Raw genomic sequence first — 22,969 nt, forward strand, 5'->3', positions numbered from 1 at the left:
GGATTTTCACCGGAGTTTGATTAATAGAAAAGAGTCAAACTCTCAGGATTGTCACAGACAGAGGGGTTCTGCGCAGTATCGATGCATGGAACAAGAATCATTTACGTAAGCCATTACTTTATATAAAGTTACAACCGAACCTAGCCAGTCACCAGTTTTTTCATGAATTCCCCTTCGTTGAGGGTCGGGCGTTCAGGGCTGCCTTTGTGGCGATATTCGAGTTTCAGATTACTGAGCCCGAGCAGATGGTAAATGCTGGTGTGAATATCGCGAACATGCATACGATCCTCAACCGCGTAGAGCCCGAGTTCGTCTGTTCCGCCAATCGTCTGGCCTCCTTTGACGCCGCCTCCAGCCATCCACATGGTGAAGCCGGTCGGGTTATGATCACGGCCATCCCCCTTTTCACTCATCGGGGTACGACCAAACTCGCCACCCCAGACGACCAGGGTGGAATCGAGCAGGCCACGCTGCTTGAGATCCTTCAACAGACCGGCGACACATTTATCCATCCCCTTACAGAGGCTGGCGTGACGTTTTTCAATGCCGGAATGCGAATCCCATTTGCTGCCGGCTCCGTTGTAGAGTTGAACGAAGCGAACACCCCGCTCCACCATGCGACGCGCCAGCAGACAGTTCGTGCCGTAGACCTTGGTTTCCTTCTGATCCATGCCGTACAGTTCCTGGGTCTCTTTGGTTTCCTGAGACAGGTCAATCGCTTCCGGAGCAGCGGCCTGCATCCGAAAGGCGAGTTCGTATGATTCAATCCGGGCATCGAGTTCGGACTGCTGTTTACGTGAAGCAGCATGACGCTGATTCAGTTTCGCCAGCAGATCCAGTTTGCCGGCTTCCTGTGTCGGGAAAATATCTTCCGGTCGATACAGGTTGGAGATCGGTGTTTTGCCCGTATTGAGTCGTGTGCCCTGATAGACGGCGGGAATGAAAGCAGTCCCCCAGTTACGAGGCCCGTTGACCACGGTGCCGTTATTATCCTGAATCACAACAAAAGCTGGCAGGCTATCATTTTCCGTTCCCAGCCCATATGTCACCCAGCTGCCCAGCGAAGGCCGACCGGCCAGTGGAATGCAGGTATTCATCTGGCAGACCCCACCGGCGTGATTGATGCCGTTCGTCCAGCAGCCACGCAGGACGGCAATGTCATCGACGCAGGTCGCGGTGTGCGGCAACCAGTCTGAGACCCAGGTGCCCGCTTCGCCATGCTGCTTCCATTTTCGTTGGGATGGCAGCAGGGGAGAGTTGACTTCCCCCATGGCAGTAATCGGTTTTTTGAAACTCTCCGGCAACGGTTTGCCAGCCAGTTTCTGCAGCTCCGGCTTCGGATCGAACATATCGATATGGCTGGGGCCCCCTTCCATGAACAGGAAGATCACACTTTTCGCTGTCGCTGGAAAGTGGGTCTGTTTCGAAGCCAGGGGAGAGAACGACTGACGGTCCGGGATGGCTGCACTCTGGGCCTGTTGCGCCATTAATGCATTCAAGGCGATCCCGCCGAAACCTGCGCCGGCCTGAAAAAGGAGCTGACGTCGATTGATATTCTGTTGAGTTTGATTGCTCATAAGATTGTCTTTCTACTCTTGCTGTCGTAAGTCTCGACTGATTAATCCAGGTAGAGGAATTCGTTGGAGTTTAACAGCACATGACATAAATCGGTCAAAGCCTGTTGACGTGCGTTACTGGCTCCCAGTGAAGTTTCTGAAGGAGGCAGAATCTTCAGTGCACCAGCGACCTGGTTTTTCAGCAGGCTGTTCTGATCATTGAACTGCCAGAAGCCAACGGTGGTATCAGACAGCTGATCGGGCTGATTGACAAGCAGCTGCTGCTGCGTCAAAGCAGCCTGGGAAAGCCGGACATTGTCCAGCAGGCCGTTCCATCTGCTGCCCGACGTTTTCTCACGCCCCCCCAGTACAAAATTGTAATCGGGACGATAGTTACCCACGACAGAATGCTTGACGGATACAGTCTGCAGCGGTTTCTCTGAGAAGAGCTCTTTCACATAGAACGTAATTCCCTTCTCACTGGTATCAGCAATATTGATTGCCGCTGCAACGTAATAAGGTTTATGCAGTTCCAGATGGAGATTGGAAGCGACCACTTCGTAGGTCAGTTTTCCGTCTTTGTTATCGCCGACCAGTTGCAGAATCAGGTTCCGCGGTTTGTAGGCGGATTTCTGACTGGTGACACCAAACGACCAGCCCTGCTGTTTTGAATTGCCGGTCCAGTGAGCTGCGATTGTATTGACGGAAGCATTTTCATAAATGGAATCCAGCTGCACAACGGCTTCGATCGTGAGATCTGCAGCCGGCAGTGCTTTGGCAGGCCCGACATTCAGACTGGAGAGTTTCGAGCCTTTCCCCAATTTGATGGCGTCACCTGTCGTCTGTGTAATTTGCCCTATGAAAGTCTGCTTGTGGCTGTCAGTTTCGGCTGCAATACGCTTTTGTTGTGTGTTGAGAAATTCAGAAAACAACTTCAACTCAGCTGATTCCGGTTTTTTCCCGAATGCCTTCTGGTGCAGATGCGTAATCAATTCTGCTTCGTCATTAAATGATTCTGATTTGAGAGAACGGGCCATGGCGTTCGCTCGTTTCAGGAACCAGTCGCCGTTAATCATCAGTAAGGCCTGGTTCGCAGTGGTGGTGACATCGCGCTGAGCGACACTTTTAATACCGCCGGGCAAATCGAAGGCACCTAAAACCGGATCCTGCACATTGCGTTTCATAATCGTGTAAATGCTGCGGCGTGGCTGATTCGCGCTGACGGAAGGACCACCCAGTTTTGTATCCAGTTCCCCGGACAGGAACAGAGCGGAATCGCGAATGTCTTCCGCATCGAGGCGGCGGATATTGGCCCGCCAGTGCAATCGGTTTGTCGGATCCTTGAGTTTCGCCTGTTGTGGTGCCGGATGAAAGGCTGACAGACGATAAGTCGTAGAATTCATAATCAGGCGGTGCAGATTTTTGATGCTCCAGCCATTCTCTACGAAATAAGTCGTCAGCCAGTCAAGCAGTTCCGGATGACTGGGGGCCTCTCCCATATGACCGAAGTCGTTGGCAGTCGCTACCAGCCCGGTACCGAAATGGTACTGCCAGACGCGGTTGGTGATCACACGCGTCGTCAGACGATTTTGTGGATTGACCATCCAGTTCGCCAGCGCCGTACGACGACCTGTGGAATGTGGTGCGGTCGAGATGGGGACGATCTCCGCTTCCCCCGGCTTCAACAGGGACAGAAAGCCGGGCACAATGGGTGTATGATTGGGGTCATCGGGAATTGTGGTGATGGGCGTTGCACCTTTGGAATCGGTCACGCTCATCCCGGTGGGTAACGGTTTGGGTTTCAGATCATCAAAGGCAGCCAGCTGCTTGAGGAGTTCCTGATACTTTTTCCCATGGGGCTTATCACTTTTTTTGAGGGAAGCCAGTGAGGATCTTTCCTTGATGCTCACCTGTCGATTTACGAGGTCAGCCAGCTGATGCTCATGAGCGGTCCGTTGATCTTCCGGCTTGTCCATGATCTCCTGGATGTCGGCAGGGAACATTTTGATCTGACTGTGGGCTGCTCCTGCAAGTGTTTTCTTTGTCACTTCATCAATCTGGGCGCGAATGTCAGCCGTTTTCTTTTCCCAGATATCAAGCTTCTGATTATATGCAGCAAGTTCCTGCGGCGTCACAAAGGGAACATCATCACGAGGCATCATCGGTGCAAAAAATGCCTGCAGGCGGTAATAATCCTGATGCGAAATCGGGTCGAACTTATGATCGTGGCAGCGGGCACAGCCCATACTCATGCCCATAAAGACATCGCCGGTCGCATCAGTAATGTTGTCGAGAATATCATTCCACTGTGTGCGGGCATCGCGTTGGTTGTATTCATACAGATAATGCCTGAGGAAACCGGTCGCAGCGAGTGCTTCCGGATCTTCTGGTGCAATTTCATCGCCGGCCAGCTGTTCTTTCACAAATTGCGAATAAGGTTTATCGCTGTTGAAAGCACGAATGACATAATCGCGGTACCGCCAGATTTCCGGACGAAATGCATCCTGGTTGAACCCGTCTGATTCGGCATAACGAACCACGTCCAGCCAGTGTCGAGCCCATTTTTCGCCGTAATGCGGATTTTCCAGCAGTTCTTCAATTAAGCGAGGCCAGGCATCGGGAGAGGGATCATTCACGAACGCGTTAATCTGCTCGACCGTGGGAGGCAAGCCGATCAGATCGTAGTAGGCACGTCGAATCAGCGTAGTACGACTGGCTTCGCCGGCGGGTTTCAGCCCTTCTTTTTTCAGTCGGTTAAAAACAAAAGCGTCGACCGGATTTTTCGACCAGTCCTGCTCTTTGACCTCGGGAATATCCGTCTGTTTGACGGGTTGAAATACCCAGAAGTTGCGGTCCTCTTCAGTAAAGAACGTTTCCAGCTTACGCTGTTTGATGACATAGTCTGCGTTATCGGGCCAGTAGGCTCCGGTATCGACCCAGCGTGTGAGTGCGGCGATTTCTTTGTCGGACAGTTTTTCATCCGGCGGCATTTCATACGATTCATAGTTGATCGCTTCGACCAGCAGGCTTTCATGCGATTTACCGGGAACAATAGAAGGACCGCTCTCTCCGCCGGTGAGCATGGCTTTGAGTGAATCGAGGCGCAGTTCCCCTTTCTGTTTTTTATCGCCGTGGCATTCCAGACAATGTTTGATCAGCAAGGGGCGAATTTCTTTTTCAAAGAAATGCAGCTGCTGTTGATTGGCGTTCGGATCCGCCGGCTTTGTTTTTTCTGCTGCCACAACCAGATTGGCAGACATTAAAAGTAACAGACTGACTTGCAGGAATCTCATGAACCATTCCTCTTTCATTTATCGACGCTGAAAATAAAAGGGTATCTATCTTCGAATCGGATCAGATGTTATTACAAATTATTTGTGTGTTTGTTTTAAGGGGGGGAGGCCGCCGATAAAGACGGGGTCAATCACATCGCCGTCATCCTGCACATCCTGGATGAACAGACCTTCGACGGATTCACCTTCTGCAAAACCGAGGTCCGACAGATCAATGCCAGTCGCGAGTGCTTTGGCACCCACGACATGCCAGTTCCCGCCATTGCCTTTGGCTGTTTCCAGCTCGGCACGGGAACGGATGCCTGTTTTCTGATTGAAAATGTGCAACCAGAATTTCTCGAGCGGTTTTGCTTCCGGCGAAGCGAGATCGATATCAAATTTTTGAATCAGGTGGGTTTTGGATTTTTCGGTGAATGGCAGTGGCGATGCATAAAAGGCATCTCCGGTAGTCGAGTGCACAATGACCTGTAGATCGAACAGAATAATATCCGGTCCGAGATCATTGATCACTGGCTCACGAAAGCGGATGGCCATTCCGGGAGTATTGGGGTGAGCGGGATCTTCCTGTTCATTCATGACGGGTGCCGCAGTCAAAGGCGACGTGGATCCGCCGGGATTGACGACACCGGTCAGCAGACAACGATCCTGTTCGATCAGATGCCGACGTAATGTCTTTGGATTTCCATCATTGCCGGGATCAATTCCATCGTTGCGGGTCAGGAAGGATTTTCCGTTATAATGGGTGAGTTCGATTCCAATCAGATCTTCGACTTCATATTGATAGGATTTTCCGCCACGCTGCACAGTGACGCATTTCAAATCTTCCGCGCGTTGTTCGGGACCCAACGTCGTCGAATAAGTGACCACGCGGTCGGGTAACTGTGACACATACTGTTTGTGATCGAAGGGGATGTCATCAATGACAACGCCATTATTCGTGGTTAACCGCTGGGCCATGCCGCGAGTCAATCGCTGTGCCTTGACTTGACTGTCGGACTTGAGTTTCACAGGCCGCACGTCGGTTTCGCCTTCGACGACCTGCACATCGGTGTTACCCGCTTCCGAGACATTCACAGAAAACCGGGTACCATAATCAACCACACTCGAGAGTGGTGTTTCCACGGTAAAACCTTCGGCACCATCGGGAGCATATACAGAGCAGGCACCGTAGCGAACCGCCAGATGTTCTGCGTCCTGGCATTCAAAGACGGCAGGACCGGTCAGAATGACTTCGGCACCATTTGAAAAAATCAGTTGCAGTTGTCCAGCCGAGATCGCATATTCCTGATAGTTCACAATGGGAGAACCGACTTTCAGAAAGGGAGACCCCTCGGCAAACCGTACGGCTGCGGTCTGAGTGACTGCGGCTACGGGAGGTGCCTGTATTTCAGAGGGAGGAACGACCTGACTGAGCTGTGGTGTCGCTGGAGGTATCTGATTAAAGACTAAAAAACCAGCAACCAGAACCAGGCAGGCAGCAGAAACTAACAGCCACAACGCGGTCGATGTTTTCACAGGCTGTCCGGGTGGTGCCTGCGTAGGGGCAGAAGTAGCCAGGGGTGCCTGAATCTGAAACTCGAAATCAGAAACAGGCTGCTCGTCGTGCATTCGTTCCAGATTCAGATGCAGGTCGAGATAGTTAAAGTATTTCTGTCTGGCATCTGCGTCGGTAGAGAGAATGTCTTCGAGTTGCTGATGCTGCTCTGCGGTGATACTATGGTTACAAAGCGCCCCGAAGAGTTCGTAAAGCAATTCATTATGTTTATTGTCTTGATTCATTTTCCCTCTCCTGTATAAGAGACATTACGTTCTATACAGTGAGTTAATTGACGTCGAATCTGATTGAGTCTGTTATACAAGGTCTGTATCGCAGCCCCGGTGGCCTCTGCTAAATCTTTAACGGGAACCTGATCACGATAGACCTGATTCACCAGTTGACGGTCTTTTTCTTTCAGCTTCTGCATACACTCTTCTAACGCGGTAGCACGCAGGTCCAGTTTGAACTGTGGAATCTCAGCACGCTCATCCGCCAGTTGTTGAATCACATCATCTCTAAACTGCAACCGCTTTCTCTGAGCCACACGCATGAAGTTTTTGACTTCATAAAAAGCAACGCCGCAGGCCCAGGAAAAAAAACTGCAGGTTTCATCATAGTCTGCAAACTTTTTCCAGAGAATCAGGCTGGTTCTCTGAAAAACATCTTCAGCATCATCCCGATTGGGCAGTAACGAAAAGATATACGAATAGATCTGATTTCGATGCTGCGTAAAAACATGAAGAAATTTCACATGTAATTCGTCGGGCAGGGCTGTCGGTTCCTGTTCAATGCTCATGCAGATGATTTCATTCAACCGGTGGTAAGTATGATAAATCTTCCTGACTTCAATTACAAAAACAAAGTCTCCTTCTAAGACAATCGTACACAGAATATGTGAATTACCCCTTCAATTTGATGAATTCGATAGAGATTTCAGGATCCATCCTTTCCTGACCAGAATTCACAATCAAATCCCCTCAAACTGACCGAAACCATATCCATAAGTATACATCAATCTAGGTTTTGCTTCCAATTCCAGTTTTCCGAGAAAACAGGGGGAAATGGCAGTAGTTGCGAATAACTGCATTTTCAGGGCAACTACCGCCTTGACCGTCTGCATTCAGGCTGGCGAAGCCATTACCGCACACCCGAACACCTGGTTTATATGGGAGATACAAGAGACACCAAACTGGGAACACATACAATCAGCATCACTATAAACTGAATCACCACCTGAAAGCGATTCACCTCAAAGGCTGCTCCTCCTGAAAACAGCGCATTAAAAAAGCTCTCTTCGCTAAAAAACAAAGAGAGCTTTTTTGTAGAAAGACTGATGCCTTAGACGGCAGGCTGACCGGTGAAGTATTCGGGTTCTTTACCTTCCTGCCATTTGATGTTGCAGCCGATGCTCGGCTTCTGATCTTCGGTCACTGGTGATCCCGCCAGGACGGCATCACAGGCGGTTTTCAGATCCGCGCCGGTAATCGGTTTGTCGCCGCCTGGTCGACTGTCATCGAATTGCCCGCGATACACGAGTTTCTGCTCCTGATCAAACAGGAAGAAATCGGGGGTGCAGGCCGCCTTGTAGGCTTTGGCGACTTCCTGAGTCCCATCGTAAAGATAGGGGAAGTGATAGCCGGCGGATTTGGCTTCCTCTACCATTTTCTCCGGACTGTCATCGGGGTGCGTGGCCACATCGTTGGAACTGATACCAACAACGCCCAGACCTTTTTCCATGTACTCATCTGCAAAGGCAGCCAGTGCCTCGCGCAGGTGAATCACAAACGGGCAATGATTGCACATGAAAATGACCAGCAGCCCCTTGGAGTCACTGAAGTCGCTGAGGGAAACAGTTGATCCGTCGACATTCTTCAATGAAAAGTCGGGAGCCTGTGTTCCCAATGGAAGCATTGTGGATGCGGTTTTAACCATGATGTAATCTCCTTTTTCGAACAACCAGTCCAGCAGACGTTAAGACTGGTTTGAAGTTTTTAAAGCGAATTTTTCAACCAGTGGACCGACCACCTGTCGGGGCACGAAGTCTTTGAGTTTTTCTTCTGCCACATCTCCACCCAGTTGTGCGATCTGCTTGATCAGTGAGCTGGAGATATGCGTGTATTTTTCACTGGCCATCAGGAAGACCGTTTCGATTTCTGATGCGAGAGTGCGGTTCGCCAGTGACATTGTGAACTCCGCTTCCACGTCGGTTAATGTCCGCAGTCCACGAAGCATGACGCCGCCGCCGCACTCCTGTACGAAATTGACCGCCAGTCCCTGAAAACATTTAACCTCAACATTAGCATAAGCGGACAGTAGCCCCTCCAGCATCTGCTGTCGTTCTTCTGGTGAGAAGAGGGGACGTTTATCGGGATTGATCCCGATACCGACAGTGATTTTTGAATAAATTGCCGCACCGCGTTCCACAATATCCAGATGCCCCAGCGTGGGAGGATCGAAACTGCCTACATAAACAGCATGTTGTGGATTGAGCGTCTGCGACACGAAACTGCCTTTCGGGATAAATGACTGTGAACCACTTAATATGATTGTAGCTGGAAGCGGGAATGATCCAAACGGACACAATCCAATTTCTGAGACGAATCGTAAGATTTGAAGATCGAGAGTTCCCGGAATTGCAAATCGCTTAGCCAGCCATTGTAATACAGGGAGTGAAAAACGAGTCAGAGAACTCAGGTAATTCAAGTAATCCTGATGCAACACGTAACTGAATCTAATACGTAATTGACTTAATTGACCAGAATCCTGCTACTGGAGCTTCCTGCAATGAAATATTTTCATCTCCGCGCCGCTATTGTGCTGACCACAATCATGTTATCGCTGCTATCAATGACCTGTACGCTGCTGGCCGCCCCGCAAAATCTGGTTGATGCTTCGAAATTACTCAAAGCACCGGTCAGCAAAGAAAATCAGCAACAGGTTCTGGACTACTTCAAAAAGCGGTATCAGAAAGAAAAAGATTTATCACAGGGTCTGCATAAGACATTGATTGACAAAACCGACGATGGTGGCGGCTATGCCGGCTGGTTTCTCAAAGCAGCACCTGGAGACGAAGTGATTGTCTTTGCAGAGAAGGGACGACAGTGGCCGATGATTGAACTGGGTGATTCCGGCTATTTCGCCTGGGTGGAGAAATTCCCTAACTTTTCTTCTGCCCACTATCATTTCAGTGTGAATGGAAAACGGTTGCAGACAGGCCGCTATAACCGGTTTGGTTTTGAAAGCTACGAATGGGCTCCGGAAAGCCTCAAACAGGCTGGAGTTCCCCAGGGAAAACTCATCCAGATGCCCGCCTTTAAGAGTACGAAACAGTACCCGGGCACCGTTCGCGACTGGTGGGTCTATGTGCCGGCCCAGTATTCCAAAACAGGTCCTCCGGCAAAACTGATTGTGTTTACAGATGGTAGCAATTATTGCCATGGCGACGGCAACGCCACGATCGTTCTGGATAACCTGATTCATGCGAAAAAGATTCCGGTTTCGATTGCCGTCTTCATCAATCCCGGCGTGATCCCCGCTAGCGGAAAAGGGAAATCGGAAAGCCGAAACCGCAGCAATGAGTACGATACCTGTACCGCCCAGTATGCGACTTTCCTGGATCAGGAAATGTTGCCCATAGTGCGTCAGCAGTACCGTATTTCTGAAAAGCCGGAAGATCATCTGATCTGTGGCGCTTCTTCGGGCGGCAGTTGTGCTTTCACTGCGGCCTGGCATCGGACCGACCTGTTCCAGAAAGTCATTTCCTTTGTGGGCAGCTTCTGCGATTTCCGGGGAATCAATGATTATCCATCCCGCAAGAAGAACACAATTCCCCTCGACCAGTTTGGTCCCTGGAAAACAGCACACGACTATCCTGGTCTGATCCGCAAAGAGTATCCTCCCAAACCACTTAAAGTCTTTTTACAGGACGGCGATAATGATTTAGACAATAAGCTGGGTAACTGGTTTCTGAATAACGAGCGGATGGCAGCCGCCCTGGCTTATAGTGGTTACGACCACTGGTTTGTCACCGGCCATGGGATTCATAGCAGCCGCCACGGGAAAGCGGTTTTGCCGGAAGCACTGGTCTGGATCTGGAATTCAGACCAGAAGTAAACAGGGGCCGCCCGCCTTCCCAGAATGTTATTTCTGCCGAATCGAAATATTCGTTGAGAATTTTGTTTGACGAACGGGAAGCGGGCGGATAAATTTACATCATTAAGAATTCAGATGGGACTAAATTGAAATTGCACTCTCAAGCGAGAGGAACCTTGAGTCGACGATTTGCTTTTTTTCAAGTTCCAGCGTAGAGTTCACCGACTGAGATTTGCCATACCAGAAAATGGAGTTGTGTTCTGCCGGATGCGGAACGGTGTTTGTCACTTGTCGTTCTTGAATTTCAAGAGTCTGCTGCTTTAGAGCCACCCGCCTTGAATGCCACGACTGTCCAGCATCAACTTGCTGGCTGCAACACAAAAAGTTGTCTGATGGTAATTTGCCAAGGGCGTATCCAGGGAAACGACCGTAGTTCTGTCGAATTAAAACTACGATCCGATTGATCCTGGTGTCGCTATCACAAACCTGAATACAGGTTCTATTCAAGGAGGATTTTTATGACTGTAGAGACCTATTCGCAGAAAGCAAAACAGCTTTCCCGGAAAATTGAGCAGACAATCACATTTCGGACCGGCAGCCAGGTGCAGTCGCTGAAAGTTGATATCCTGGGAGAGATCGTGGTCCTTTCCGGACGCACTGATTCATTTTACCACAAACAACTGGCCACTCATGCTGCATTGAGTGAAATCGATCAATATGCCCTGACCAACAATATCCGTGTGGAATCCTGACGGAATTCCCCTGTTCTACATGATGTAGAAATCTCCAAAGAGCAAACCACTGCCTGCGATTAAATCAGGATGATTTGATCGCTGTGGCAAACTCTCTCCCCCCGCTCCTGTTGCTTATGAACCGCTTTCACCGCTGTTTGATTCGGGATCTGCAGTCTCCGTTTGCTTGCGACTGCCAAACGAGAATTTCTTCTCTTCTCCCCGCATGATCCTCCCCATGTTGCTCCAGTGTCGGACAATAATCAATAGTGGGACCGCGATACTGAAAGCCGCCAGACTCCATTTTTGCTGCATGAAAGCGGTGGACCCCAGTTGCATAAACTGCGCGACACCAAATGCAATCGCAGCGACAATCGAACTCAAGGCGACAATCCTTGTCAGCAGAAATGTTGAAGCGAAGCCGATGACGGCAACCAGCGTCGACCACGGGCCCAGTACCAGAATCACACCCAGGCTGGTCGCCACACCTTTGCCGCCTCGAAAGCCCAGCCAGAGGGGAAACATATGCCCCAGAATGGTCGCGACACCACTTAAGACGCGGGCATGATCGAAAGCTGGGGATTCGGGATTCACGAACAGAGGTGGAATCAGTAAGACGGGCAGCAGGCCCTTTAAAGCATCCAGCACGAGCACGAGGATGCCCCATTTCGCACCCAGGGTACGAGCCACATTGGTGGCGCCAATGTTTCCGCTGCCCACTTTTCGGATGTCTGTACCAGTAAACAGCTTTGCGACCAGCAGACCAAAGGGGACAGAACCAGCCAGATAAGAGCAGGCCGCCACAAAAAACCAAAAATAATCTGCAAACATCGAGTGGACAGTTTCGTATAATAGAAGTAGAGACATGGCAGTTGATCAACGAGCTGTGATAATACCTGACTTGAGCCAGAAAATACAACAACAGGCACCTTTACCTGTTGAGACGACTTTTACGGACGAATCCTGCCGACTTGCGAGGAGAGGTGGTTCTCATCGCCTCAAAAGTCTAAAAGTTGGAACTTACTATTGGCCCTGTCCTTGTGAATAAATTATTCTGAAGGTCAGGGCTCCCTTCCTTGTTATCCCCTGACACGGTGATATCGACTTATCCGATTATACTTTTGTTAGAGCCATGGCAGACAAAACGCTACCCATACTCACGCCGACAGCAGATCAGTCCGATCTGGATCAGGGGCTTTACCCCGCACGCTGGTGGCATACGGAAGGTGAGAAAATCATCTGCGATCTCTGTCCGCGCGCCTGCGCGCTGTCAGAAAATGACCGTGGATTCTGTTTTGTCCGCCAGAACATAGGCGGTGAGATGGCATTGACCACCTTTGGCCGCAGTACCGGCTTCTGTGTTGATCCCATCGAGAAAAAGCCATTGAACCATTTTTATCCCGGTTCCAGTGTGCTGTCCTTCGGGACCGCGGGCTGTAATCTAGGCTGTAAGTTTTGCCAGAACTGGGATATCTCCAAATCGAGAGAAATCGAACGCTTAAGCGCCCGGGCCCTGCCAGATGAAATAGCCGAAGTCGCGGCCCAGTTGGGCTGCCAGAGTGTCGCGTTCACATACAACGATCCAATCATCTGGTCGGAATACGCGATTGAAACATCCAAGGCCTGCCATGCTCGTGGAATCAAAACCGTCGCAGTCACAGCCGGCTATATTACCGAACAGGCGCGGGCGGATTTCTTCGAGCACATTGACGCTGCGAATATTGATCTGAAAGCGTTTACCGAAGAATTTTACTATCGCATCACCCTCTCACATTTACAGCCGGTCCTCGATACCCTCAAATGGCTGAAACAGGAAACGGACGTCTGGTTTGAAATCACGAATCTGGTGATTCCCGAGGCGAACGATAACGACAGCGAATTCCAACAGATGTGCGACTGGATCCTGAACGAAATCGGCCCCGATGTCCCGCTGCATTTCTCTGCCTTCCATCCTGATTTCCGCATGCGCGATCGCGGGGGCACACCACCGGAAACACTGGTCCGCGCCCGCGAGATTGCGATCGCCGCCGGTCTCAAATATGTTTACACTGGAAATGTCAATGATGTTGCCCGGCAAAGCACCTATTGCCCGGAATGTCAGCAGACACTCATCGAGCGCAACTGGTACCAGCTGGGAAAATACGCGTTGCAGAGCAATCACTGTGGTTATTGTGATGCGGAAATTGCGGGCCATTTCAGTGACAAACCGGGCAACTGGGGCCAGAAAAGACTGCCCGTTGATATCCAGGCCGCCTTAAAAAACAGCACTCTTTCGCGATCAAGCAATAGCGTCCCTCAGAAAGGTCCTTCGACAATGCAGACCAACCAGACACCGCAGGTCATGGAACTCAGCACTGATCAGGAGCAGGCACTTCTGCAACAGGCGGCTGCCATCGTTGCTGGTACGGCCAGCCGAAACAGGCCTGTGGAGGTCCCCCTGGGAGACCTCCAGAACAGAACCGTCAGTGGGGCCTTTGTCAGCCTGAAACGTCAGGGGCAACTGCGATCCTGTTGTGGCAGCTTTGGTCAGCCACTTCCCCTCGCTCAGGCTTTACAGCAGGCAGCGGTCCGCGCGGCGAAAGATGACCCCCGCTTCCCTCCCATTTCTCCGAGTGAACTGGCTCATCTTGATCTGGAAGTCTGGTTGCTGTCCGGGCTGGAAACAGTCCCCGAACAGGGAGCCGACCGCGTTGCTGCCGTCATTGTCGGACAGCATGGCCTGCAGATTCGCGCCGATGGTCACAGTGGATTACTGCTGCCTGGAGTGCCCCTCGATCATGGCTGGGACGCGGAAGAATTTCTGAATCAAACCTGTATCAAAGCGGGACTTCCACCGACTGCCTGGAAAGACCCGGGCACTACTTTATTGCGGTTTCAGGGAATCTCAAGTGCTGCCAGATTCGCAGAGCTTGTCGATCTCTCTACTGAGGAGCAGGCGCAGGCCATCCTGGGGCCACGCGAATTTGCCCAGTATCTGCAATACATTCAGTCGACTGTCGACGCCTTACTCAAAGGTCAGGTGCCCTCCTATTATTGCGATGCAGTCTCCGATACAAATCTGCAGGGAGTCGCACTGCTGTTGACGCGGACGGACACCGAAGAGGAACTGATTCTTTCAAAGTGGACCTTGAAGCAGACATTCCCCATGCAATCCACTGTTTTTTCACTCTGTCAGCAACTGGCACAGATTATCGCCAGACTCAATCTGAAATCCGGAGAGTTCCAGATTAAACTGGTACTGGCTTCTGACCCGGCCATGCATGGCACACTGTCTCAGAATGATTTGCAGGAATTTGTATTCCAGCAACGCAGTCTGCTATTAATTGACGGACAGAAATCAGCCTGGTGTTACGATCGTGATCAGGACGCTTCCAGTCTGCTGGAACAGGCGCAGCAGGCCCTTTGTAGTGCTCAGCCGGAAACTGCACAGGTTCTCAGTCTGGCTGTGCAGACCATAACATCCCGTTTTCAGATTGTGAACCGCCCCCGTGCCGAACTCGGGACGGAAATCAGACCGGCGGGCGTCGCAGGAACTTTTTATCCCGCTGACCCCGCCAGGATGACCGCTCAGCTGGATGATCTGTTCACTGAAACAGTCGAGGCTCAATCCTGGGCTGCAGCCATGGTGCCCCATGCGGGCTGGAAATACTCAGGCAAAATCGCGGCCAGCGTCCTGAAGCGTATCCAATTCCCGTCCACGATTATCGTCATTGGCCCCAAGCACACTCGCGAGGGTGTCGACTGGGCGGTCACACCACATCAGGTCTGGCAGCTTCCCAACGGTAATCTGGATTCCGATCGAGGGCTGGCACAACAGCTTGTGGAACAGATCCCGGGACTGGAACTGGATGCCGCCGCACATCGCAGCGAACATGCCATTGAAGTAGAGCTTCCGCTCATACAACGTCTGGCACCCCAGTCAAAAGTCGTCGGGATTGTGATTGGCAGTGGTAATCTGCCACGCTGCGAGGAGTTTGCTGAGGGGCTGGCGCGCGTCATTCAGGGGATGGCAGAACCGCCGCTGTTATTGATTTCGAGTGACATGAATCATTTTGCCACTGATACGGAAAATCGCCGACTGGACGAACTGGCACTGGAGAAAATGCGATCGCTTGACCCCGATGGCCTGCTGGAAACGGTTCGCGAGCACCATATTTCCATGTGTGGCGTCCTGCCTGCAGTAATGGTCATGAAAACGCTGCGAAAACTGGGCAAATTGAACCAGATAGAACAAGTGGGGTACGCCACGTCGGGTGAGGTGACCGGCGATTCATCCCGAGTGGTCGGCTATGCCGGCCTGTTGATCAACTGAAATACAAACTCCGCCACTAACTGAGGGGTTTGCCGGGAATTACAGAAATTGATGGTGACCAATTCACCGGTTTTCTATTAAAATCCCGACTCTGTCGTTTTTAAACATTGAAGTATGCGTGCCAGCGGAATCGGAGTCCCGTGATATGTCTATTGGTCGAATCTCTTTTTTAACAGTATTCGCTAACCTCATTCTGTTTTCTCATTCTTTGCTGGCGGCTGATGCGCCCTCGGTGGAACTGGCGTTGACGTTCAAACCGATCCAGGAAGACGTCGACATTGAAATCCCCGAAAAAGCGGAATATGGTCGCTGCAAAGTTGAAGTCGAGCAGAGCAAAAAGAGTTCCGGCTGGATTGTCTACGGCCCGAATGGTCAAGTGCTCAGACGCTTCGTTGATACCAACGGCGACAATGTGGTCGATCAATGGCGTTACTTCAATCGCGGTCTGGAAGTCTATCGCGATATCGATGCCAACTATAATAATAAAGTGGATGCTTCACGGTGGATGAATCTCGCCGGAACCCGCTGGGGTATTGATGTCAATGAAGATGGCGTGATCGATGAATGGAAAATGATTTCCGCAGAAGAAGTCACACGCGTCGCCATGAACGCATTAGCGAAGAATGATACCAAGGCGTTCAAAACACTGATGATCACGGAAGCGGAACTGGCCGACGCCGGGATTCAGAATCCCTTCGCTGACAAGATCCGCGAATCGGTAAATAGCGCCGCGAAAGATATCACGACGATGCTTTCGAAAACCAAAATGATCACACCGGACACCGTCTGGGTCCGCTTTGATGGTTCCATGCCGGGCCTGATTCCTGCAGACGATATTAAAACGAACAAAGATCTGCACGTCTTCGAAAATGTAATGGCGATCGTCGATACCAAAGGAAAAAGCGGACTGATCCAGTTTGGCGAACTGATTCGCGTGGGCAATGCCTGGCGACTGACACAGGTCCCACTGCCGATTGAAGGCGAATCCATTCAGGTGACCGAAGGCGGGATTCTGATGCAGCCGGTCGCAGGCACGAATACGTTACCAACCAATTCCACAGTCGGTCTCTCCAAAGAGATGCAGGGACTGCTGGATGAATTACAGAAACTGGATCAGAACGGTCCGACTCCGGACCAGGGACCACAGGCGGTCGCCCGCTACAATACCGAACGGGTTGCGATTATCGAAAAGCTGATCGCTGCTGCGAAAAATGAAGATGACCGATCCCAGTGGACCCGACAAATGGTCGACGGACTCGCAGCCGCCGTGCAGACAGTGGGCTACAAGGATGGACTTAAGCAGTTGCAGGCCATTCGAGATCAGGTTCAGAAAAAATCTCAGGACCAGGATCTGATCGCCTATGTGACTTACCGCACATTACTGGCAGATTACAGTACGCAGCTGCAGTCGACACAAAGTGAAAAACTCCGCGATGTACAGACCTGGTGGCTGGGGCAGTTGGAAGATTTCATCAAGAAATATCCCAACTCAGACGACTCTGCAGAAGCGATGTTGCAACTGGCAGTCACACAGGAATTCAGTGGTAAAGTTGCGGAATCAAAAAAATGGTACACCAAGCTGGTCGAAAGCCATGGCAAATCGGAAGCAGGCACACGTGGTGCGGGAGCCCTGCGACGTATGAATCTGTCAGGTACTGAACTGGAACTCTCTGGTAATTCATTGACCGGAGGCAGTATCGATGCCAAGCAATATCGGGGTAAAGCACTGCTGGTGATTTTCTGGTCAAGCTGGTGTAAACCCTGTACCGAGGATCTGCCTCAGATTCAGGAACTGTATAACAAATACCACAGCCAGGGATTTGACGTGCTGGGAATCAACCTCGATGCGACTCCCGAACAGGCAGAAGCCTACATCAAACAGCACAAGATTGCCTGGGCTCATATCCATGAAGAAGGCGGCCTGGAAAGTGCGCCCGCTCGTGACTTCGGCGTGATTTCACTGCCGACAATGTTCCTTGTCGATAAATCAGGTAAAGTGGTCAACCGCAGTGCCACTGTGGCGGACCTGAAGAAATCTCTGCCGGGCTTATTGCAGCAGTAACAGAATTTCAGGACAGGGAGAGAACTGTGTCTCTCTGTAGTCGGCCATCATGCAGCGCAGACGCCACCAGTACGGCGTCTGCCCCCTGCTCTGCCTGGGCCAGTAGATCATCTCTGCTGTGGATGCCGCCGCCGGTAATCAGTTTCAATTCGGGGTGACGGCTGCGTAACGTGCGACAGAGGGTCTCCGTCCCGGTTCCCAAACCGGTACCCACATGGGACAGGTCCAGCAGAATCATCTGATTCACGCCCTGCTGCATGCTCAATTCAGCAATCTCCAGCGGATCTTCAATCACGGCATAGGGATTGTCTGACGAACTGTTGCATACAGGCTTTCCCTGCTTGAGATCAAGGCTGAAGACGCTTGATGCAGCACCCCAGTATTGCACCAGCTTCTTCAATTCCTGTGGCGAATCCAACGTTTCCAAACCGGCTACGATCGTGATACCTTTCAGCTTAGATAAAGATAAACTGTCAGCAGCCGAGTGCAATCCACAATCGAGCAGAAACGTAAAACCGGCTTCGAGCAGACTCTGATACAGGTTCAAATTGAGCATTTGTTGCAGAATCGCATCCAGATCCGCAACATAAAATTCACTGAAGCCAAACTCTTCTTTCAATGCCTGCGCAATATCAAGGGGTTGACTGGAACGAGTCAGACCGCTTTGAATGGGTCGATAAGTGTCGCGCTGTCCGCCTACGCCGCGAACGACGGTTTGATTCAGAATATCCAGGACCGGTATAATTTTCATAACAGACTCTCAGCAGCATGCCTGGTTAAACAGACTTTGAACAGGATGACTCCCTTGTGCCCCGAACTCTGTTTACAATAACAGTTCCCAAACAAAAAATGGATCATCTACAGATCACATTACCTGATTCTCGACCGAATTGAAACGACCATGCAGATTCTCGAAGCAGACCTGACGAACCCGGAACATGCCAGCGCCCTGGTTTCACTGTTAAACAGTTATGCCTGCAGTCCCGAGGGAGGCGGCACCGCTTTACCGGCTGATGTGCAGCACAATCTGGCGGCTGCTTTGCTTGCACGCCCGGATGCCAGTGTGCTATTGGCATTCGCAGATGAGACACCGATTGGCCTGATGACCTGTATCGAAGGTTTCTCGACGTTTGCCTGCAAGCCATTAATGAATATTCACGATGTCTATGTTTCCCCAGACTTTCGCGGACAGGGTATCGCCGGTCAACTGTTTGCGCACGTGGAAAGCATTGCGAAAATACGGGGATGCTGTAAACTCACTCTGGAAGTCCTGCAGGGAAATCAGCGTGCTCAAGCCGTCTATGCCCGTCTCGGCTTTTCCGGCTATGAACTGACGCCTGAGATGGGGCACGCCCTGTTCTGGGAAAAGAAACTGTAACCAGCAGCGATCCCGCTTGAATGAAAAACGTCTGATATGAATTTCGATGTCGTCGGCCTGGGAACTGTCGTGGTAGACCATCTGGTTCTGCTGTCGCATCATCCGGCCCAGGATGCCAAAACCAACATCATTAGTGACGCGTATCAGATTGGTGGACCGGTACCAACAGCCCAGGTACTATTGAGTCGCCTGGGGAAACAGTGTGCGTTTATCGGCAGTTGGGGCGACGACCAGTACGGGCCACTGATCGCGGAAGAACTCGCTGCAGAAAATCTGGATCTCTCAGGCAGCCGTCAACTGCCCGGCACTCGCTCCGGATATGCGCAGGTCTGGATCGATGAAAGTGCCAGTACCCGTACGATTGCCTGCTATCGTCCCGAACACTGGCTGCAACCCGTTGATCTCGATGAATCGATTCTGCAACAGGCACGCGCGGTTCACCTGGATGGCTGGCCGCAAGCCACCTGTCTGCGCGCCGCACAGGTTGCGCAACAATCGGGCGCAAAGGTCTGCCTGGATGCAGGATCGCTGAAACCGGGAATGGAAGAGCTGATTCCTTACCTCAACGTGATGAACTGCCCGCGACGATTTATTACCGAATATCTCGATACCGACGATATCCACGCCGCAGGACAGGAATTATTACAACAGGGACCCGAACTGGTCACGATTACCGATGGCGTCAACGGTGCCTGGCTGTTTACGGAATCCACGCGTCTGCATTGTGCAGCGTTGCCCGTCCTTTCGCTGGATACGACTGGCGCAGGAGACGTATTCTCCGGCGCGCTGCTGTATGGCATTCTGGAAGACTGGCCTGTGGAGCGGACTTTGAAATTTGCCAGTATCACAGCGGCTCTGAAATGCGAGCGTCTGGGAAACCGGGACGCTTTACCGACGCTGGCTGAAATCAACGCAGTACTGCAAACTAAGGAGCTGCGTCTTTCACGATGGGATTGATGAGCGTTCCAATCCCACTGATCTCGATCGAGACGATGTCACGATCTTCCAGTGTGAATTCATCGGGGGGCACAACTCCGGTTCCCGTTAATAAGATCACGCCACTGGGGAAATCATTTTCTTTCCCCAGCCAGCCAATCAGGTCTTCCAGTCCGCGTGCCATCTCCGCGATGGACGTATCGCCGCGAAAGACTTCTTCACCTTCGCGTTCGATGGTGAGTTGAATCTGCGTCGCTTCTCGATCCAGGGGCTGTTCATGCAGCAGGATACAAGGTCCGAGCCCACAACACTGTTTGTAAAATTTGGCCTGAGGCAGATAGAGTGGGTTTTCCCCTTCAATATCCCGCGCCGACATATCATTGCCGATCGTGTATCCGACCAGTCGTAGATCGGGAGAGACAACCAGTGCCAATTCAGGCTCAGGCACAGACCACTGACTGTCAAAACGCACACGGACAGGCTGATTCGGTCCACAGACCCGGTTGGGAGTTGCTTTGAAAAACAGCTCGGGTCGATCCGCGGTGTAAACCTGATCGTAATGCGAGGCAGCCGCTTCCGATTCTTCCATCCGCGCGACCTGGCTGCGTTTATAAGTCACGCCCGCCGCCCAGACTTCCTGGTGATCGATGGGCGCCAGAAACTCCAGTTGATTAAAAGGGACGGGAGGCAATTCAGTATCAATCAGAAACTTCGCCAGTCCAATCGGATCGGGAGCGTGCAGAATATCGGTCATGCGGTGACAGTTTTCTACCTGTGACAGATCCAGAAGCTGAACTCCATTCGCTTCCACGATAGCGATATGTCGTTCCCCGTTTGACAATAAAACTTTAGCGAGTTTCATCTTCATACTTCCTTCTGGTACTGGTCTAACGCGGCGAGTGTGTTTTGCATGTCTTCAGGTAATGGTGCCTCAAATTTCATCGGTTTTCCACTCTGCGGATGGAAAAATTCCAAACAATACGCATGAAGGGCCTGACGTTCGATCAAGACGTCATTCTCCCGTTCAGCCGCATCTGCTTCAGCCTGGATCCCGAGGCTTTTCATTTTTAAAGACTTGTGGCCGCCATAAACGCGATCAGCGACAATCGAATGACCGATATGCTGCATGTGTACCCGCAGCTGATGCGTCCGCCCGGTGCGTGGCTTAAGGCAAACATAGGTGAAGGCCTGGTAGCGTTCAATGACTTCGTAATATGTGAACGCGTTGCGGGCATTGCCCCCTTCATCGCAGACGATCATCTTTTCCCGTGCCCGGGGATGCACACACATAAAGGTATCGATGAAATCGGTATCAAACTCCATGCGTCCCCAGACGATGGCCCGATATTCTTTCTGCACTTCGCGTTTTTCAAACTGGGCGCTCAGCTTCGCATGCACCTGATTATCCTTGGCGACGACCATGATTCCACTTGTATTCCGGTCGAGCCGATGGACGATGCCCGGACGATACTGGCCGGCGACATCACTCAATTTATCGAAATGATGCTGCAACGCGCCCGCCAGAGTCCCCGCGTAATTTCCCTTGCCCGGATGCACGATCATATCCGAAGGCTTGTTGATGACAGCAATCCAGTCATCTTCGTACACGATATCGATGGGGATATCTTCAGGAGGCAGTCGATTATCGGGCAACTCGGGTAGTCGGACCGAGACGCGATCATTCACACGCATCCGCCGCGCCGCTTTGACAGGCAGACCATTGACCAGCACGGCTTCCTGCTTGATCGCGGTCTGAAACAGAACGCGGGTGTAATTGGGATACAGGCGGCACAGATAGTGGTCGATTCGCCAGCCATGAGCGCGAGCCTCAACCGTAATTTCAATGGGCTCGCTGGAGAGTTCTGGCGGTGGTGACGAAAGTTCGTCGGACATTATGGTTTCTTTTCGGTCGCTGGTTCCGGACTCGGCTTTTCAGCGGGAGCTTCGGTTTTCTTCGCAGGCTCTGCAGGAGTAGCCGGCTTGTCTGCAGACTTGGGTTCTGCTTTCGCAGGTGCTTCCTTCACAGGAGCCTCTGGTTTCGGTGTGTCCGTTTTTGTGTCGTCAGTCTGCGGAGAATTCGTCAAAGGTTCAGGCAGCCCGGGAAGACTTGGGAGACCTGGCAGATCGGGAAGCCCGGGCAGTTCTTCTTTGGCATCACCGCCTGCACCGCCTGGAGTCATGCCTGGTAGAGGCATATTGAATCCGGGGCGTTGACGATCACCGGGTTTGGGTGACTGTTCGTGGAACCATTTGTAAAAGTTCTTCGTGCCTTCCTCTTCGAGGGCGGCGACTTTTTCGCCATCCACGGGTTTCACACGTTGTTCGGCCAGTTTACGGAAGATAGAATCGGGAAATTCCTGGATCAGTTTTTTGTAAAGTTCAGTCGCGTTTGCCAGATCGCCGTCCGACATCGACTCTTCGGTCCGTGCCATTCCAAACAGCGCCCGTTCCCGAATTTCGGGTTTGGTGGAAGACGAATCGAGCAGTTTCTGGAACTGTTCTTTGGCATCATTCAAATCGCGAGTACCGGCACTGCGATCAGTAAAGGAGTTTCGCACTCCCGACTGCAGATGACTTTCGGCAGCATGGATCATCGCCCAGTCGGCGACGTTCGTGCCGGGGAATTCATCATAGACATTTTCGAAATCTTCGGTCGAATTGGCGGCAGCCAGTCGGGTCCAGGCTTCCGCTTCCTGCGAGGTCTGGCTGGTTTTCCAGGCAGAATAACCGATCACCAGCACCAGCAAAACCCCACCGATCACCAGGGCTTTGACGCCATAGGTTTCGAGATATGGTTCTGCCTGATGTACCAGTTTCCCCAGGTCATTGGTTTGCAGTTCGTGTCTATGTTCGCTCTTCATCAGAGTCTCTCGCAGTAAATATGAATAGTCCGAAACTCATTCTCTCACAACGAGATAAACAAGTCCATCGCGCGAGTATATTGCCCCTGAATTTATGCGTCAAGCTGATCCCCCGACTCTGGCCGGTTTCAGTGTAAAGAAATGCAGATTTTCGATCCCTGAAGGCTAAATTCAGGCAAAAACAGCATAGAAATGCACAGGCAAGACAATC

Annotated in this window: 17 protein-coding genes; 6 read left to right on the forward strand and 11 right to left on the reverse strand. The window is 51.5% G+C overall.

Going from position 1 to position 22,969, the window contains the following annotated elements; all coding sequences use genetic code 11:
* Window positions 1–140 precede the first annotated feature (140 nt).
* The 6 genes from Pan161_RS12985 to coaD form a co-directional block, all read right to left on the reverse strand.
* Window positions 141–1,577: a DUF1501 domain-containing protein gene (locus Pan161_RS12985; RefSeq protein ID WP_145227592.1), complete on the reverse strand. Its 1,437-nt coding sequence runs from the start codon at window positions 1,575–1,577 to the stop codon at window positions 141–143.
* A gap of 41 nt (window positions 1,578–1,618) precedes the next feature.
* Complete coding sequence (locus Pan161_RS12990) at window positions 1,619–4,849, reverse strand: DUF1549 domain-containing protein (RefSeq protein ID WP_197995857.1); 3,231 nt, start codon at window positions 4,847–4,849, stop codon at window positions 1,619–1,621.
* A gap of 78 nt (window positions 4,850–4,927) precedes the next feature.
* A complete protein-coding gene (locus tag Pan161_RS12995; protein WP_145227597.1) occupies window positions 4,928–6,628 on the reverse strand; it encodes a FecR domain-containing protein in 1,701 nt (566 codons plus the stop codon).
* Window positions 6,625–7,182 (reverse strand): sigma-70 family RNA polymerase sigma factor, encoded by a 558-nt coding sequence (locus Pan161_RS13000; protein WP_145227599.1) that lies wholly within the window; start codon window positions 7,180–7,182, stop codon window positions 6,625–6,627. Before Pan161_RS13000 ends, Pan161_RS12995 begins: the two co-directional genes overlap by 4 nt.
* 542 nt (window positions 7,183–7,724) lie before the next feature.
* On the reverse strand, window positions 7,725–8,318 hold the full coding sequence (locus Pan161_RS13005; protein WP_145227601.1) for a thioredoxin family protein: 594 nt from the start codon (window positions 8,316–8,318) through the stop codon (window positions 7,725–7,727).
* A 39-nt stretch (window positions 8,319–8,357) separates the two neighbouring features.
* Window positions 8,358–8,888 (reverse strand): pantetheine-phosphate adenylyltransferase, encoded by a 531-nt coding sequence (gene coaD / locus Pan161_RS13010; protein ID WP_145227603.1) that lies wholly within the window; start codon window positions 8,886–8,888, stop codon window positions 8,358–8,360.
* 282 nt (window positions 8,889–9,170) lie between these two features.
* On the opposite strand from coaD, the gene Pan161_RS13015 reads away from it, so the two are divergent.
* Together Pan161_RS13015 and Pan161_RS13020 are read left to right on the forward strand one after the other, a co-directional pair.
* On the forward strand, window positions 9,171–10,499 hold the full coding sequence (locus Pan161_RS13015; RefSeq protein ID WP_145227605.1) for an alpha/beta hydrolase: 1,329 nt from the start codon (window positions 9,171–9,173) through the stop codon (window positions 10,497–10,499).
* A 497-nt stretch (window positions 10,500–10,996) separates the two neighbouring features.
* Window positions 10,997–11,230 (forward strand): hypothetical protein, encoded by a 234-nt coding sequence (locus tag Pan161_RS13020; protein ID WP_145227607.1) that lies wholly within the window; start codon window positions 10,997–10,999, stop codon window positions 11,228–11,230.
* Window positions 11,231–11,344: 114 nt separating this feature from the next.
* On the opposite strand, the gene plsY is transcribed toward Pan161_RS13020, so the two are convergent.
* Window positions 11,345–12,040 (reverse strand): glycerol-3-phosphate 1-O-acyltransferase PlsY, encoded by a 696-nt coding sequence (gene plsY / locus Pan161_RS13025; protein WP_145227609.1) that lies wholly within the window; start codon window positions 12,038–12,040, stop codon window positions 11,345–11,347.
* Between the two features lie 301 nt (window positions 12,041–12,341).
* Here plsY and amrS point away from each other — a divergent pair, with 301 nt between their 5' ends.
* Window positions 12,342–15,521: an AmmeMemoRadiSam system radical SAM enzyme gene (gene amrS, locus Pan161_RS13030; protein ID WP_145227610.1), complete on the forward strand. Its 3,180-nt coding sequence runs from the start codon at window positions 12,342–12,344 to the stop codon at window positions 15,519–15,521.
* A 145-nt stretch (window positions 15,522–15,666) separates the two neighbouring features.
* Complete coding sequence (locus Pan161_RS13035; protein ID WP_145227612.1) at window positions 15,667–17,583, forward strand: redoxin domain-containing protein; 1,917 nt, start codon at window positions 15,667–15,669, stop codon at window positions 17,581–17,583.
* 7 nt (window positions 17,584–17,590) lie between these two features.
* Here the strand turns inward: Pan161_RS13035 and Pan161_RS13040 are convergent, their stop codons facing one another.
* Window positions 17,591–18,334: a HisA/HisF-related TIM barrel protein gene (locus Pan161_RS13040; protein WP_145227614.1), complete on the reverse strand. Its 744-nt coding sequence runs from the start codon at window positions 18,332–18,334 to the stop codon at window positions 17,591–17,593.
* A 150-nt stretch (window positions 18,335–18,484) separates the two neighbouring features.
* On the opposite strand from Pan161_RS13040, the gene Pan161_RS13045 reads away from it, so the two are divergent.
* Window positions 18,485–18,961, forward strand: a complete 477-nt coding sequence (locus Pan161_RS13045) for a GNAT family N-acetyltransferase (RefSeq protein WP_145227616.1) — start codon at window positions 18,485–18,487, stop codon at window positions 18,959–18,961.
* Between the two features lie 36 nt (window positions 18,962–18,997).
* Window positions 18,998–19,918 (forward strand): carbohydrate kinase family protein, encoded by a 921-nt coding sequence (locus Pan161_RS13050; protein WP_145227618.1) that lies wholly within the window; start codon window positions 18,998–19,000, stop codon window positions 19,916–19,918.
* Here the strand turns inward: Pan161_RS13050 and Pan161_RS13055 are convergent.
* Genes Pan161_RS13055 through Pan161_RS13065 form a run of 3 tightly spaced genes read right to left on the reverse strand, consistent with a single transcriptional unit; the run spans window position 19,887 to window position 22,758 of the window.
* Complete coding sequence (locus Pan161_RS13055) at window positions 19,887–20,759, reverse strand: fumarylacetoacetate hydrolase family protein (protein ID WP_232103723.1); 873 nt, start codon at window positions 20,757–20,759, stop codon at window positions 19,887–19,889. The two genes, Pan161_RS13050 and Pan161_RS13055, sit on opposite strands and share 32 nt — an antisense overlap.
* A 2-nt stretch (window positions 20,760–20,761) precedes the next feature.
* Window positions 20,762–21,790: an RluA family pseudouridine synthase gene (locus tag Pan161_RS13060; protein ID WP_145227622.1), complete on the reverse strand. Its 1,029-nt coding sequence runs from the start codon at window positions 21,788–21,790 to the stop codon at window positions 20,762–20,764.
* Window positions 21,790–22,758, reverse strand: coding sequence for a tetratricopeptide repeat protein (locus Pan161_RS13065; protein WP_145227624.1), 969 nt, complete (start codon window positions 22,756–22,758; stop codon window positions 21,790–21,792). Before Pan161_RS13065 ends, Pan161_RS13060 begins: the two co-directional genes overlap by 1 nt.
* Window positions 22,759–22,969: the final 211 nt, after the last annotated feature.

Source organism: Gimesia algae (assembly GCF_007746795.1).
Classification (GTDB): domain Bacteria; phylum Planctomycetota; class Planctomycetia; order Planctomycetales; family Planctomycetaceae; genus Gimesia; species Gimesia algae.

Excerpts from the sequence above, each read along its gene's own strand:
- Pan161_RS13060 (WP_145227622.1), bottom strand. The coding sequence starts at position 21,790 with ATGTCCGACGAACTTTCGTCACCACCGCCAGAACTCTCCAGCGAGCCC.
- Pan161_RS13050 (WP_145227618.1), top strand. The coding sequence starts at position 18,998 with ATGAATTTCGATGTCGTCGGCCTGGGAACTGTCGTGGTAGACCATCTG.
- Pan161_RS13020 (WP_145227607.1), top strand. The coding sequence starts at position 10,997 with ATGACTGTAGAGACCTATTCGCAGAAAGCAAAACAGCTTTCCCGGAAA.
- Pan161_RS13035 (WP_145227612.1), top strand. The coding sequence starts at position 15,667 with ATGTCTATTGGTCGAATCTCTTTTTTAACAGTATTCGCTAACCTCATT.
- Pan161_RS13040 (WP_145227614.1), bottom strand. The coding sequence starts at position 18,334 with ATGAAAATTATACCGGTCCTGGATATTCTGAATCAAACCGTCGTTCGC.
- Pan161_RS12985 (WP_145227592.1), bottom strand. The coding sequence starts at position 1,577 with ATGAGCAATCAAACTCAACAGAATATCAATCGACGTCAGCTCCTTTTT.
- Pan161_RS13055 (WP_232103723.1), bottom strand. The coding sequence starts at position 20,759 with ATGAAACTCGCTAAAGTTTTATTGTCAAACGGGGAACGACATATCGCT.
- Pan161_RS13045 (WP_145227616.1), top strand. The coding sequence starts at position 18,485 with ATGCAGATTCTCGAAGCAGACCTGACGAACCCGGAACATGCCAGCGCC.
- amrS (WP_145227610.1), top strand. The coding sequence starts at position 12,342 with ATGGCAGACAAAACGCTACCCATACTCACGCCGACAGCAGATCAGTCC.
- Pan161_RS12995 (WP_145227597.1), bottom strand. The coding sequence starts at position 6,628 with ATGAATCAAGACAATAAACATAATGAATTGCTTTACGAACTCTTCGGG.
- Pan161_RS12990 (WP_197995857.1), bottom strand. The coding sequence starts at position 4,849 with ATGAGATTCCTGCAAGTCAGTCTGTTACTTTTAATGTCTGCCAATCTG.
- Pan161_RS13005 (WP_145227601.1), bottom strand. The coding sequence starts at position 8,318 with ATGGTTAAAACCGCATCCACAATGCTTCCATTGGGAACACAGGCTCCC.
- Pan161_RS13000 (WP_145227599.1), bottom strand. The coding sequence starts at position 7,182 with ATGAGCATTGAACAGGAACCGACAGCCCTGCCCGACGAATTACATGTG.
- Pan161_RS13065 (WP_145227624.1), bottom strand. The coding sequence starts at position 22,758 with ATGAAGAGCGAACATAGACACGAACTGCAAACCAATGACCTGGGGAAA.
- Pan161_RS13015 (WP_145227605.1), top strand. The coding sequence starts at position 9,171 with ATGAAATATTTTCATCTCCGCGCCGCTATTGTGCTGACCACAATCATG.
- plsY (WP_145227609.1), bottom strand. The coding sequence starts at position 12,040 with ATGTTTGCAGATTATTTTTGGTTTTTTGTGGCGGCCTGCTCTTATCTG.